13 protein-coding genes are annotated in these 13496 nt (G+C 63.7%); 6 read left to right on the top strand and 7 right to left on the bottom strand.

What is annotated here, in order from left to right; genetic code table 11:
* Window positions 1-103 precede the first annotated feature (103 nt).
* On the bottom strand, window positions 104-2209 hold the full coding sequence (locus A8G00_RS05420) for a bifunctional (p)ppGpp synthetase/guanosine-3',5'-bis(diphosphate) 3'-pyrophosphohydrolase (protein ID WP_044661528.1): 2106 nt from the start codon (window positions 2207-2209) through the stop codon (window positions 104-106).
* Between the two features lie 112 nt (window positions 2210-2321).
* Here A8G00_RS05420 and A8G00_RS05415 point away from each other — a divergent pair, with 112 nt between their 5' ends.
* From A8G00_RS05415 to A8G00_RS05405, 3 genes are all read left to right on the top strand, one after another.
* Window positions 2322-2801, top strand: a complete 480-nt coding sequence (locus tag A8G00_RS05415) for a helix-turn-helix domain-containing protein (RefSeq protein ID WP_025549937.1) — start codon at window positions 2322-2324, stop codon at window positions 2799-2801.
* Window positions 2802-2947: 146 nt separating this feature from the next.
* Window positions 2948-4054 (top strand): sensor histidine kinase, encoded by a 1107-nt coding sequence (locus A8G00_RS05410; RefSeq protein ID WP_025549936.1) that lies wholly within the window; start codon window positions 2948-2950, stop codon window positions 4052-4054.
* On the top strand, window positions 4051-4851 hold the full coding sequence (locus tag A8G00_RS05405; protein WP_020821166.1) for a LytTR family DNA-binding domain-containing protein: 801 nt from the start codon (window positions 4051-4053) through the stop codon (window positions 4849-4851). Before A8G00_RS05410 ends, A8G00_RS05405 begins: the two co-directional genes overlap by 4 nt.
* 107 nt (window positions 4852-4958) lie before the next feature.
* Here the strand turns inward: A8G00_RS05405 and A8G00_RS05400 are convergent, their stop codons facing one another.
* A complete protein-coding gene (locus tag A8G00_RS05400) occupies window positions 4959-5375 on the bottom strand; it encodes a GtrA family protein (protein WP_103000253.1) in 417 nt (138 codons plus the stop codon).
* A gap of 44 nt (window positions 5376-5419) precedes the next feature.
* On the opposite strand from A8G00_RS05400, the gene A8G00_RS05395 reads away from it, so the two are divergent.
* Window positions 5420-7321, top strand: a complete 1902-nt coding sequence (locus tag A8G00_RS05395; RefSeq protein WP_103000252.1) for a hypothetical protein — start codon at window positions 5420-5422, stop codon at window positions 7319-7321.
* Here the strand turns inward: A8G00_RS05395 and A8G00_RS05390 are convergent.
* Both A8G00_RS05390 and A8G00_RS05385 read right to left on the bottom strand, forming a co-directional pair.
* Window positions 7283-7741 (bottom strand): nucleoside deaminase, encoded by a 459-nt coding sequence (locus tag A8G00_RS05390; protein WP_044663033.1) that lies wholly within the window; start codon window positions 7739-7741, stop codon window positions 7283-7285. The two genes, A8G00_RS05395 and A8G00_RS05390, sit on opposite strands and share 39 nt — an antisense overlap.
* Before the next feature lie 76 nt (window positions 7742-7817).
* Window positions 7818-8039, bottom strand: a complete 222-nt coding sequence (locus A8G00_RS05385) for a hypothetical protein (protein WP_025549933.1) — start codon at window positions 8037-8039, stop codon at window positions 7818-7820.
* A 148-nt stretch (window positions 8040-8187) separates the two neighbouring features.
* Between A8G00_RS05385 and rpmB the strand changes: the two genes are divergently transcribed.
* A complete protein-coding gene (rpmB, locus tag A8G00_RS05380; RefSeq protein ID WP_025549932.1) occupies window positions 8188-8481 on the top strand; it encodes a 50S ribosomal protein L28 in 294 nt (97 codons plus the stop codon).
* Window positions 8482-8586: 105 nt separating this feature from the next.
* Here the strand turns inward: rpmB and A8G00_RS05375 are convergent, their stop codons facing one another.
* From A8G00_RS05375 to A8G00_RS05365, 3 genes are all read right to left on the bottom strand, one after another.
* Window positions 8587-9660, bottom strand: coding sequence for a M48 family metallopeptidase (locus A8G00_RS05375; protein WP_103000251.1), 1074 nt, complete (start codon window positions 9658-9660; stop codon window positions 8587-8589).
* A gap of 5 nt (window positions 9661-9665) precedes the next feature.
* Window positions 9666-10742 carry a YjgN family protein gene (locus A8G00_RS05370; protein ID WP_025549930.1) on the bottom strand — a complete coding sequence of 359 codons (1077 nt, stop codon included), beginning with the start codon at window positions 10740-10742 and terminating at the stop codon, window positions 9666-9668.
* A gap of 122 nt (window positions 10743-10864) precedes the next feature.
* Entirely contained in the window at window positions 10865-11302 is a 438-nt protein-coding gene (locus tag A8G00_RS05365) for a biopolymer transporter ExbD (protein ID WP_103000250.1), read from the bottom strand.
* A 173-nt stretch (window positions 11303-11475) separates the two neighbouring features.
* Between A8G00_RS05365 and thrS the strand changes: the two genes are divergently transcribed.
* Window positions 11476-13473: a threonine--tRNA ligase gene (gene thrS / locus A8G00_RS05360; RefSeq protein ID WP_103000249.1), complete on the top strand. Its 1998-nt coding sequence runs from the start codon at window positions 11476-11478 to the stop codon at window positions 13471-13473.
* Window positions 13474-13496: the final 23 nt, after the last annotated feature.

The following is a 13496-nucleotide window of genomic DNA, read 5'->3' as shown; positions in this document are numbered from 1 at the left end:
CTAGAGCAGATTCCGATCCGATTGCATCGGCTCGACTGCTCTAAGTTTTTGTTTTGTCGCGTTTTCCGAGTCAGCAGATGATTCCATCTGCTTGGAAAACGCTCTAGACCCGATCCGCCTGCACCACCGTGTCGAGGCCGCGCAGGGCGGAGAGGATGCGGTTCAGATGCTGGGCGTCGGCGACTTCCAGGTCGATGATGTCGGTGTGGAAGGGACCTTCGCGGTTCACTAGTTGCAGGTTGAGGATGTTCGCCTTGGTCGCGCCGAAAACGTTGGTGACGGCCGCCAGCGCGCCCGGCTGGTTCTTGACGATCACCTGAAGCCGTGCGGTGCCGCCCTTGGACCTGCTGTCCCAGCTTAAATCCACCCAGTCGTCATCCTGTCCCGCCTCCAGCGAACGGCAATCGATGGTGTGGACCTCGATCGGTTCGCCGGTGCGGCGGACGCCGACGATGCGGTCGCCGGGGACGGGGTGGCAGCAGTCGCCCAGATTATAGGCGATGCCGGGCGTCAGGCCGCGGATCGATACCGGAGCGTGCTGGCGCGGATGGGCTTCCTCCATGCCCTCCACGCTGGTGGAGCCGGGAATGAGCGCCTCCATCACCTCCGAATCGAGCAGGCGATGGGTGGCGATGGCCACCATCAGGGATGCGCGGTCGTCCAGCTTCAGGCGCTTCAACGCCGCCTTCAATGCCTTGTCGCCCAGTTCGCTTGCCAGTTCGGGGGAGAAGCGGCCGATGATTTCCTCATAGAGCTTCTCGCCCAGAGCGACTTCCTCGCCGCGCTGCTTCTGGCGAATATAGCGGCGGATGGCGGCGCGGGCCTTGCCGGTGATGGCGAAGGTCAGCCAGCCGGGCTGCGGCTCCTGTCCTTCGGATTTCAGGATCTCGACCTGATCGCCATTCTCCAGCGTCGTGCGCAGCGGCACGACCCGGCCATTGACCTTGGCGCCGACCGTCTGGTTGCCGAGCGAGGTGTGCACGGCATAGGCGAAGTCGACCGGCGTCGACCCCTTGGGCAACTGGTGCAGCTCGCCCTTGGGGGAAAAGGCGAAGATGCGGTCCTGATACATCGCCATGCGGGTATGTTCGAGCAGTTCGTCCGCATCCTGGCTCTGCTCCAGGATTTCGACCAGGTCGCGCAGCCAGGCTGCATGGTGGTCGGTGGCGTCGCCCTTCTGCTTATAGGCCCAGTGTGCGGCGAGGCCGAGTTCGGCGTCATGGTGCATGTCGCGGCTGCGAATCTGCACCTCGATGCGGGCATTGTCCTGATGGATGACGGTGGTGTGCAGCGAGCGGTAGCCGTTGCGCTTGGGCGTGGAGATGTAATCCTTGAACCGCCCCGGCACCATCTTGTAGGTCTGGTGGATGACGCCCAATGCGCGGTAGCAGTCCTCCGTCGTCTCGGTGATGACGCGGAAGGCCATGACGTCGGTCAGTTGCTCGAAGCTGATATGGCGTTCCTGCATCTTCTTCCAGATGGAATAGGGATGCTTTTCGCGGCCCGAGACCGTAACCGGCAGCCCCTTGCCGCCCAGCAGCAATTGCAGTTCCGCGCCGATCCGGTCGACCTTGTCATGGCCGCCTTCCTTCAGTTGCTCCAGCCGCTTGGTGATGCTGTCATAGGCTTCCGGCTCCAGCTCGCGGAAGGCCAGCAACTGCATCTCGCGCATGAAGTCGTACATGCCGATCCGCTCCGCCAGCGGGGCGTAGATGTCCATCGTCTCGCGGGCGATGCGGCGGCGCTTCTGCTCATTCTTGATGAAGTGCAGCGTGCGCATATTGTGCAGCCGGTCGGCCAGCTTCACCAGCAGCACGCGGATGTCGTCCGACATGGCGAGCAGGAATTTGCGCAGATTTTCCGCGGCCCGCTCATTTTCGGACATGGCCTCGATCTTGCTGAGCTTGGTGACGCCGTCGACCATCCGGGCGACGTCCTTGCCGAAGGCGTGCTCGATCTCCTCATAGGTGACGAGCGTATCCTCTATCGTGTCGTGCAGCAGCGCGGTCACGATGGTTTGATCGTCCAGGTTGAAATCGGTCAGGATACCGGCGACTTCGATGGGATGACTGAAATAGGGGTCGCCGCTGGCGCGCTTCTGAGACCCGTGCTTCTGGACGGAAAAGACATAGGCGCGGTTGATCATCGCTTCGTCCGCATCCGGATCGTAGCGCTTTACCCGTTCAACAAGTTCGTATTGGCGTAGCATCCTGTTGCGATTGTCCGCGATGCCCCTTGCTGTGCAACAAAAAAATCCCATCTTAGGTGAATAGCGATGCGCTTTTGCAACGCGGGTGGCTTTGAGCTATCAAATGAAGACGATGACACATAATCTGGCGCAGGATCTGGAACAATGCGCGCTGCCCAGCGCATTGGAGGCGATGGGAGAACGCTGGTCGTTCCTCATCTTGCGGGGCGCTCTGTCGGGAATCCGGCATTTCGAGGAGTTTCAGTCGACCCTCGGCATTGCCCGCAACATCCTGGCGAATCGGCTCGCGCGGCTGGTGGAAAACGGCATCATGGTGCGTCAGCCGATGCAATGCGACCGGCGCAAGGTGGAATATCGCCTGACCGACAAAGGACAGGATCTGGCGCCTGCGATGATCGCGCTGCGCCAATGGGGTGAGAAATGGGGCTGCGGTCCCATCTCCTGCCAGGTGCTGGCCGACAGCCGCGACCGGCAGCCGATCCGCAAGATGACCATCCAGGCCCATGATGGCCGTGCGCTGGAGCCGAGCGATCTGATCTGGTTGTGCGTCGATGAGGAGACGCCGGTGACTCAGGAAGCGGCGGCTGCCTGACGATCATGCGCGCTTTGAATCGGTCGGCCATGCTGAATTCGTTCCAGCATGGCGAGTCCCCTTTGTGTTTCATTTTTTCATCGATCACGTACCGGCCGCAAAAAACCGGTTCCCACTTTTTTGCCTGATGCTTTAGGCTGGCGATAATGTCGGTCCATCGTTTCCAGCCCCAGCCTTTCTTCGCGGACAAGAACCGCGCCTTCTGGAACCTCCAGTCCGTGGGGTGGGCCGGCGCCTTCCTGTTGCGTGGTTCCTCGACCATCGCCAATGGGCAGCCGCTTTCCAGCCTGATCCCGGTGATGATCTCGACCGTGTCGGGCTATTCGGTGACGCTGCTGATCGCGGTGGTGTTCCGCTTCCTCCAGCGGCAGCGGCCCATCGTGACCTGGGGCGCCTCCATCGTCACGGTGGTGGTCGCGGCGGGGCTGGTGGCGTTCATCGACGCCTGGGTGTTCTCCACCCAGAATCGGGGCAGCGACACGGCGGGGCTGCAACTGTTCCTGGGCGCCTTCTACCTCAGCATGACATTGCTGGGGGCATGGTCGGCGCTATATTATGCGATCAACTTCTACCTGACGGTGGAGGAGCAGGCGGACCAGTTGCTGCGGTTGGAGAATCAGGCGTCGAGCGCGCAACTGGCGATGCTGCGCTATCAGCTCAACCCGCATTTCCTGTTCAATACGCTGAACTCGATCTCGACGCTGGTGCTGCTGAAGCAGACCGACCGGGCCAATGCCATGCTGTCCCGCCTGTCCTCCTTCCTGCGCTATACGCTGATCAACGAGCCGACCGCGCAGGTGACGATCGAGCAGGAGATCGAGACGCTGAAGCTGTATCTGGAGATCGAGAAGATGCGGTTCGAGGATCGGTTGCGGCCAGTCTTCAACATCGATCCGGCGGTCTCGCAGTCGCGCCTCCCCTCTCTCCTGCTGCAGCCTCTGGTAGAAAATGCGATCAAATATGCCGTGACGCCCAAGGAAGAGGGCGCGGAAATCTCCGTCACGGCGCAGCCTGCCGGTGAAAACGTCCGGATCATCGTATCCGATACGGGTCCGGGATTGAATGAGGGGTTCACCCGCCCGAACAATCCGGCCAGCGAAGGAACGGGCGTCGGTCTGGCGAACATCCGCGACAGGCTGATTCAGGCCTTCGGGGAACGACAGAGCTTCGAAACGCGTTCCACGCCTGGCGGCTTTTCGGTCCTGATCGAAATGCCGCTTAACCTGGATGAACCATCGAGAGTGGCCGCATGACCATCAGAACAATCCTCGTCGACGACGAAAGCCTGGCTATCCAAGGCCTCAAGCTGCGTCTGGAAGCGCATGAGGATGTCGAAATCGTAGAAACCTGTTCCAACGGCCGGGAAGCGATCCGCGCCATAAAGACGCATAAGCCCGACCTTGTGTTCCTTGACATTCAAATGCCCGGTTTCGACGGATTTTCCGTCGTGCAGGGGCTGATGGAGGTCGAGCCGCCGCTTTTCATCTTCTGCACCGCCTATAGCGACCATGCGATCCGCGCCTTCGAGGCGCAGGCGGTCGACTATCTGATGAAGCCCGTCGAGGAAGGCCGGCTGGCCGACGCGCTCGACCGGGTGCGGCAGCGGCTTTCGGAAAAGCGTCAGGTGCAGGAAGTGGAAAAGCTGCGCGAAGTGCTGGCCGAGGTTGCGCCCGATGCGATGAACGATTTTTCGGGCGATGGCGACGCGCCGGCCGCCAATCGCTTCGAGAAGCTGATCAACATCAAGGATCGCGGGCAGATTTTCCGCGTCGATGTCGATTCGATCGAGCGGATCGACGCGGCGGGCGACTATATGTGCATTTATACCGCCGACAATTCGCTGATCCTGCGCGAGACGATGAAGGACCTCGAAAAGCGGCTCGACCCCCGCAATTTCCAACGCGTGCACCGCTCGACCATCGTGAATCTGAGCCAGGTGCGGCAGGTGAAGCCGCATACCAATGGCGAATGCTTCCTGGTGCTGGAATCGGGCGCGCAGGTGAAGGTCAGCCGGTCCTATCGCGACGTGGTGGCCCGGTTCGTGCATTAACAACCTCCCCTCCCGCAAGCGGGAGGGGCCGGGGGTGGGCAGCGAGCGAAACGAGCATCCGGACGGCAGGCCGCTGGTAATCGCCCTCCGTTCCGACGCTTACTCCTTCACCGAAACACCCATTGCCGATTAAGCCCGAAAACCACCGCCGGGGTTAGGAACAGCATGGCCGGGATGGGCGACCATTCCGGCCATTGCATATGGGTCACGCACAACCACACCCATAGCGCGTTCAGCGCATAGCTCACCAACGATACCGCGACGAAGCGGACCCCCCGCGCCGCTTGGTTGTCGCGCCCGCCATGCCCACGAAAGGTGAAGCTGCTGTGCGTGACATAGCCGACCGCCACCGCCGCCAGATAGCCGATGCCGTTGGCGACTTGCGGATGCAGCCTGACCGGCGCGGCCAGCGTCCAGTAGATCGTCGCCTGACAGGCGGTCACGAACAGCCCGGTCAGGCCGTAACGGACGATCTGCCAGAACAGCGCCTGCTTTTCCGGTGTGAAGATATGAAGGATTTTCATGCCGCCCCGTTGCGCTTTGATGCGGACCCTCTAATCGAGCCACCATGAAACTGCAAAGCTGGTCTGTCCTGCGCGCTCATGTCGCCCCTGTCGCGGCGCAATTCTCCGGCTATGCGGAGCGCAACTGGAAGTGGCTGACCGTCCTGCTGTGGATCGGCGCCATGGCCTATATGATCGCCACCCGCTGGCCGCAGATTCATTGGCTGACGCTCAGCGATACGGACGACAATATCCGCTATCTGCAGGTGAAGGACTGGCTGGCCGGGCAGGCATGGTACGACCTGCGGCAATATCGGCTGGATCCGCCCGCCGGGTTCAATATCCACTGGTCGCGGCTGGTGGACCTGCCGCTGGCGGCGCTGATGCTGTTCTTCCGCGCTTTCCTGGACCAGGGGCTGGCCGACCGGCTGGCCTGCGGCATCGCGCCGATGCTGCCGATGCTGCCGCTGATGCTGGGCCTTGGCTTCATCGCGCGAAGGCTGGCGGGGGGGAATAGCTGGTTCCTGGCGGCGGTGGCGCCCTTTGCCGCGCAGATGGGCATCAGCATGTTCCTGCCGATGCGGATCGACCATCATGGCTGGCAACTGGCCTTCACCGTCCTGATGCTGGCGGGCGTGGTCGACCGCAACTGGCTGCGCGGCGGCATCGTCGCGGGCGTGAGCAGCGCGCTGTCCATCGCCATCGGCATGGAAATGATCGTCTATCTGGCGGCAGGCGGCGCGCTGATCGCGATGCGCTGGGTGTTCAAGGACGGCGCGGCCCGGCGGATGTTGCCCTATGCGATCAGCCTTGGCGGAGCGACGTCGCTGCTGTTCGTGCTGTTCGCCAGCTACGCCAACCGGGAAATGGTGTGCGACGCAATCTCGCCCATCTGGGTAGCGATCTTCGCGGTTGCGTCGGCCGGGATGGTGCTGCTGGCGCTGCTCCCGCTCAAGAGCTGGCCGGCGCGGCTGGGCGCGGGGGTACTGGTCGGGGCGGCGGTGGCGGCCTTCGCTTGGACGAACTGGCCGCAATGCCTGTCGGGCGCCTATCAGATCTCGCCCGAGCTGGAGAAGCTGTGGCTGGTCAATATCCGCGAAGCCAAGCCGATCACCGTGCAGGTGCGCAGCCTGGTGGTGCCGTTGATGGCCATTCCGGTGGCTGGCCTGATCGGCCTGCTTTGGGCGCTGTGGGACGCGCGCAGGGACGCCGACCGGCTCTGGGCCTGGGCCACCGTAGGCCTGATGATGCTCTTTTCCACCGCGCTGCTCTTCTGGCAGCTTCGCGCCGGACCGGCGGCGCAATTGCTGGCCATACCGCCCGCCGCCTGGGCTGCTTATCGGCTGCTGTGCCTGATCGCGACGGGACGGCCCGCCGCCCGTCTGGCCGCCGCGCTGGGCGCGGCTGTGCTCGCCGGGGCAGCCTTTGCAACGCCGCTTTATCCGCAGTTGAACCAGCTCTGGGTCAAGGCGACGGGCGAACAGCCCAAGCCGCAAAAGCCGACGGCACAGCTGCGTCGCAAGGCCATCGACAAGGCCAATGGCCGGTGCCGCACCCTGCCGGCGCTGCAGGTGCTCGACCAGTTGCCGCCCGCCACCATCTTCACCATGGTCGACCTGGGACCGCGCCTGATCGTCGCGACGCACCACAGCGCCGTGGCCGGCCCTTATCACCGCAACGGCGCGACGATCCTCGACATGCACCACGCCTATGACGGCCCTGCCGACGCGTTCCGGCCGATCGCGGCGAAGCACCATGCCACCTATCTGCTGGTCTGCCCCGGCTTTCCCGAGGGCACCATCTATCAGTCGCGCAGCCCCAGGGGCTTTTATGCCGGGCTGATGCGGGGCGAGGTGCCCGGCTGGCTGAAGCCGGTGCCGTTGAGGACGGGGATGACGCTGCCCTACACGCTCTACCGCATCGACTATTCAGCGCCGGGCGAGAAAAAAAGCCTTGAGCAGCGTTGATGCTTCCGCAGCGGCGAGGTCGCCATAGACCTCTGGCCGGTGGAGGCATTGCGGTTGGGTGAAGAGGCGGGGGCCCTGTTCGATCGCGCCGCCCTTGGGGTCCGCCACGGCATAATAGAGGCGGGCGATGCGGGCGTGCGAGATCGCCCCGGCGCACATGGCGCACGGCTCCAATGTTACCCAGAGGTCGCAGCCGGAGAGGCGGAAGTCGCCCAGATGGGTTGCCGCGGCGCGGATCGCGACCATTTCGGCATGGGCGGTGGGATCATTGTCGCGCCGGTTGCGATTTTCCCCTTCACCGATGATGCGGCCGTCGAGGGTGACGACAGCGCCGATGGGCACCTCTCCCGCTCCGGCGGCCGCATAAGCGAGATCGAGCGCACGCCGCATCGGATCGGGCAGGGGGAAGGGCGAAGACATGGCTTCGCCCATACAGGATGACGGGGCTTTGGGGGAGAGGCTGTAATGCCTCGCTATCCCGCTGTCAGAACAGGCCTCAGGGCTTCTGTACGTCTACTGTCGGCAGTTCGACCGTCTCCTTGCGTTTGCCGACCTCCACCCTGGCCACGCTGGCCTCATATTTGGGCAGGGAGCCGCCCTTGACCGCGATTTCCGGCAGCCGTCCCTCCTGCGTTTTCTGCAGGTCGATGAAGCCGGTGGCAATTCCGCCGGCCAGAACCAGCAGCACGATCAGCAACAGGCCACCAATGAATCGCATTTCCGCCTCCTTTGGCTTATGGCCCGTCAACGCTCATGAGTCGGAAAGGGTTGCGGCCCCGAAAGGCGCTGGGCGGGTTGACGAGCGTCGGGAATCCCGTTATCGGCGCCGCTTTCCGAACGAACCCGAATTACAAGGTTGATTGACTATGTCGCGCATTTGCGAGCTGACCGGCAAGGGCCGCCAGGTGGGTCACAATGTTTCCCACGCCAATAACAAGACCAAGCGTGTGTTCCTGCCCAACCTGCAGAACGTGTCGCTGATCTCCGAAGCGCTGGAAACGACCGTGAAGCTGCGCGTGTCGACCCATGGTCTGCGTTCGGTCGAGCATAATGGCGGCCTGGACAACTGGCTGCTGAAGACCAGCGACGACAAGCTGTCGCTGAAGGCTCGCCGCCTGAAGCGCGACATCGCGAAGAAGAAGGCCGCCGCAGCGGCCTGATTCGGTTCGCTTCGTTCGCTTGAAAGAGCGGCCTGGCAACGGGCCGCTTTTTTGCGTTCGCATGGATCCTGGGGCTGGTGATTTAACAATCCCAGCCCATGCACCCTAAAAGGGTTTGCCCCAGAATTTGGCGACCTTCGGATCGCTGGCGCAGGAAGCGCGCAGCGCCTGCCATTGTGCCTGGTCCAACGCCGGGCGGTAGGATGTGTCCGGCTTCACGGCAGCGGCGAAGCGGCGGCGGCGTTCGGCGGAGAGGGGATGGGAGGAAAGCCAGCTTATCGCCCGCGCTTCCGTGCCCTCGTCCTTGCCGCCGATCCGGTCGAAGAAGGCGGCCGTCGCGGCAGGCGAAATCCCGGCGCCGCGCATCTGGTCGATGGCGACGCCGTCCGCGGCGCTTTCCGCGCCGCGGCCATAGCTCAGCGACAGCACGCCGTTCAGATAATTGCCGGCATTGCCCCCCGCGCCGCCCAGCACGACGCTGAGGCCAAGCTGGCGGATGAGGCCTGTCATCGTGTCGCGGTGGCGCACATGGCCCAGTTCATGGCCGAGCACGCCCGCGACTTCATCGGCGGACTTTGCCTGCTGGACCAGGCCATCGAAGAGGATGATCCTTCCCCCCGGCAATGTCACCGCATTCACCATGGGAATGTTGGCGAGCGAAATGTCGCGGGCCTCATGGCCGGGGTCGATCCGCGCCGCCAGCCGTTCGAGCGCGGCATCGCCTGCCGGTGTGTGGCAGAACCGCCCGCCGAAATCGCCCACCATGGCATCGCCCATGCGGTTCTCCCAGCTTTGCGGGACGAGCGGGGCGATGACGGCGGGTGCTTCGAGCGCGCCCCAGACGATGAGCGCGGCGGTCACGGTGAAGATTCCCGCCGCCGGCCACAGGCCGAAGCGATCGATCCAGCGGCCATAGCGTTCGCCCGTCGGCAGATGGGGGGCGATGTCGGGAGGCGCTTCGCCGGAAAAGCCCAGGCGCCAGCCGGGGATCGCCTTATGGCCATAGGCCGAACGGTCGTCCTGCAGGCCGATGACGGTGAGATCGCTCCAGTCTATGGGCAGGCCCGTCCAGCCGCTTTCTGGCTCCTCCAGCACGAAGCCGGTGCCGGCGGTACGAAGCAGGACATTGCGTCGGACCGCCGACGCGCCGTCATAATGCCAGAGCCGGAAGTCCGACATGCGGTTCAGAAAGCGCCGACGTCCAGCGCGTCGAGCAGGCCCTCGCCATGGCGGCTGGTCTTCGTCTGCGACTGTGTGAGTTCGTCGGTATAGATCGTGCCGGTCACGCCCATATGGGTGACGAAGAACTTCCAGTGCCGGTATTGCAGGAAGATCGACCCGATGCCGATCGTGCAGAGGACCAGCGCAATGTCACCCAGGAACAGCCATATCCAGTCTTTGGTCCGCGCGTAGAAATGGAAGTCGAGGCCCGTGAGCGACAGCCCCTCCACCGCTTCACGGAAGAAACTGGCGTAGAAGGCGAGCGCGATGAGGCCGAGACCCAGATAGAAGGTCAGCACGAACGCGATGATGCCGAAGATGGCCCCGGCCATGCGGGAGCCGGCACCGTCCTGTCCCGGAAAGCCCGCCATCGCGACCATTGCGCCTCCGCCCACGAACAGCAGGATCGGCAGGAGGTAGAAGAGCAGGAAGCGCCGGAAGGTCGGGCCGTGATCGCCTGCCGATTCGAAACTGTGCGGGCCGAAGCTCATCTTGTTCCAGCGTTCGTTCCACAGCGACATCATCGACCAGGGGACGAGCAGGCCCAGCGCCAGGCTGCCCACCGCCGACTTCCACATATAGGAAATGCCGTAGCCGAAGCCCTGATCGTCGCTGCCGCCCCGGATGCCGTGCCACCATGTCCGGCTGAGCCGGTAGCGCAGCGCGCGGAAGCGGGCGAGGCCGACCATGTAGAAGATCGTCACGAACGCCGCGAGCGTCAGTATCGCGGCCATGCCCCCATGCCCCTGGAGGACGAGGGCCTGCGCGCCGAACTGAAGGAAGAGGAACGGCAGGCCGATCAGCGCCAGCACCATCAGGAAGCCGAGGAACAGTTCCTTGCCCGTTCCCGTCCATTCCAGCCGGTCGTCGATGAAGCGCGTGTTCGCCCAGAGATAGCGCCGCGTGCGCGTTGTCGCCCAGAAGCGGTATATGCCCAGCGTGACGATCGTCAACAGCAGGTTGGTGAAGGCAATGGGCGCATAGTCGCGCCAATTGCCTTCAAAAGCGAAGCCGTCGCCGCCAATGCGTTCCTGATCCATGATGCCCCCCTTGGTCCCCGGTGGGAGAAGACTATGCCGGGGACCGTTGGTCAAGGGGTTTCATGGCCATATGGAATGCTATCCCCCTGAAATCACGCGGATCGTCATTTTTTTACGGCCGATCAAAAGCTGGCGTAACGCTCATTGCCGATGAAGCCGAGCTTCGTCACGCCCGCGCGGCGGATGTCGGCCAGCACCTCATCCACCGTCACGTAACGCGCGCCGGCATCGGGCTGGAACTGGAGTTCCGGTTCGGCAGGCAGGCGCAGCGAGGCGGCGAGATATTGGCGGAGCGTCAGCCGGTCGACGGCCCCGCCGTTCCAGCGGATAGTGCCGTCGGCGTCGATGCCGACCCTGTTCTTGACCGTGTCGACCGGTGGCGGCGTCAGTTCCTTGGGGGTTTGCGGCAGGTCGACGCCGACGCTGTGCGTCTGGATCGGGATCGTGATGATGAACATGATCAACAGCACCAGCATCACGTCGATCAGCGGCGTTGTGTTCATGTCCGACATCGGCGTTTCCCCGTCGCCCGGCCGGGGTCTTGCGAAGCTCAAGGCCATATGCGTCCCTCTCATGGAAATAATGATATAACAGCACATACATCATGCGCTGACCGCGATGCGCTGGCAAGAGGGCTTCTATTGACAGGGCGGGCGGCCCATTTATGGGGAAGGCGCGGCTTTTTCCGGCTGCGCGATCCGCCATTTCAACAGAAAGACCCTCCGTGTCCGCCATGCTCAAGATCACCCTGCCCGACGGTTCCGTGCGTGAAGTCGCGCCCGGCACTACCCCGGCGGACATTGCGGCGGCGATCGGGCCGGGGCTGGCCAAGGCGGCCATCGCCGCGCGGGTCGATGGCGAACTGCGCGACATCATGCGCCCGCTGGAGGCCGATGCGCAACTGGCGCTGGTGACGTCGAAGGATGAGGCCGATGCGCTGGAACTGGCGCGGCACGACTTCGCCCATGTGCTGGCCGAAGCGGTGCAGGCGCTGTTTCCGGGGACGCAGATCACCTTCGGCCCGGCGACGGACGATGGCTTCTATTATGACTTCGCGCCCCCCGTCATCGAAGGAAAGCAGCGGCCCTTTACGGAGGAGGACCTGCCCGCCATCGAGGCGAAGATGCGGGAGATCATCGCCGCCGACAAGCCGCTGCGCCGCGAGGTGTGGAAGCGCGAGGACCTGATCGCGCGCTGGCGGGCAGAGGGCGAGACGTTCAAGGCCGAATGGGCCGCTGAGCTTCCCGAGGGCGAGGAACTAACCGTCTATTGGTCGGGGGGCGACTGGCTCGACATGTGCCGGGGGCCGCATCTGGCCTCGACAGGCAAACTCGATCCGGCGGCGTTCAAGCTGACCCGCGTGTCGGGCGCCTATTGGCGCGGCGATCAGAAGAATGCGATGCTGAGCCGCGTCTATGGCACCGGCTGGCTCAACAGGAAGCAGCTCGACGCGCATCTGACGCGGCTGGAAGAAGCGGCCAAGCGCGACCATCGCAAGCTGGGCGCGGAGATGGACCTGTTCCACCTCCAGCAGGAGGCGCATGGATCGGTCTTCTGGCACCCCAAGGGCTATATCATCTGGCGGGCTCTGGAAGCCTATATGCGCCGCGCCATCGACGATGCGGGCTATCGTGAGGTCAAGACGCCGCAGGTGATGGACGCGCGCCAGTGGGAAGCGTCCGGCCATTGGGGCAAATATCGCGAGAATATGTTCGTCATCCCCGACGAAGTGCCGAATGTCGAGGATGAAGGGCCGCTGGTGTCGGACGATGCCGACTGGATGGCTTTGAAGCCGATGAACTGCCCGGCGCATGTCCTGATCTTCCGTCAGGGGATCAAGAGCTATCGCGACCTGCCGCTGCGCTTCTACGAGAATGGCTGCTGCCACCGCAACGAGCCGCATGGGGCGTTGCACGGGCTGATGCGTGTGCGCCAGTTCACGCAAGACGACGCGCATATCTTCTGCCGCGAGGACCAGATCGTGGAGGAAGTGCGCGCCTTCTGTGCGCTGGCGGATCGGATCTACAGGGATTTCGGCTTCACCTATTCGATCAAGCTCGCCCTGCGCCCCGAAAAGCGCTTCGGCAGCGACGAGATGTGGGATCAGGCGGAAAATGAACTGCGCGACGCGGTTGCGGCGGCGGGGCTCAACACGCCCGAATATGGCTGGGAGGAACTGCCGGGCGAAGGCGCCTTCTATGCGCCCAAGCTGGAATGGCATCTGACCGATGCGATCGGGCGGACCTGGCAGGTGGGGACGATCCAGTCGGACCGGGTATTGCCGGAGCGACTCGACGCCTCCTATATTGGCGAAGATGGCGAGCGGCACCGGCCGGTGATGCTCCACCGCGCGATCTTCGGTTCCTATGAGCGGTTCATAGGCATCCTCATCGAACATTATGCGGGCCGTTTCCCGCTCTGGCTGGCGCCGGTGCAGGCGGTGGTGGCGACCATCGTGTCCGATGCGGACGGCTATGCAGGCCAGGTGGTGGAGAAGCTCCGGGCGGCTGGCATCAGGGCGGAAACCGACGTTCGCAACGAGAAGATCAACTATAAGGTGCGCGAGCACAGCCTTGCAAAAGTGCCGAATCTGCTGGTCGTCGGCCGCCGGGAGGCGGACGAGGGCACGGTGGCGCTGCGCGAGCTGGGCAAGGAGGGGCAGAGCGTCCTTTCTGTCGACGACATCATCGCCCGTCTTGTAAAGGAGGCGAAGGCACCCGATATGCAGTGAGGCAGCAATGCCACATGGGGCCG

Origin of the sequence: Sphingobium sp. SA916, from assembly GCF_002894065.1 — a bacterium.
Lineage (GTDB): Bacteria > Pseudomonadota > Alphaproteobacteria > Sphingomonadales > Sphingomonadaceae > Sphingobium > Sphingobium fuliginis.
The sequence above is the reverse complement of the archived record's forward strand: the minus strand, read 5'-3'. Positions and strand labels throughout refer to the sequence as shown.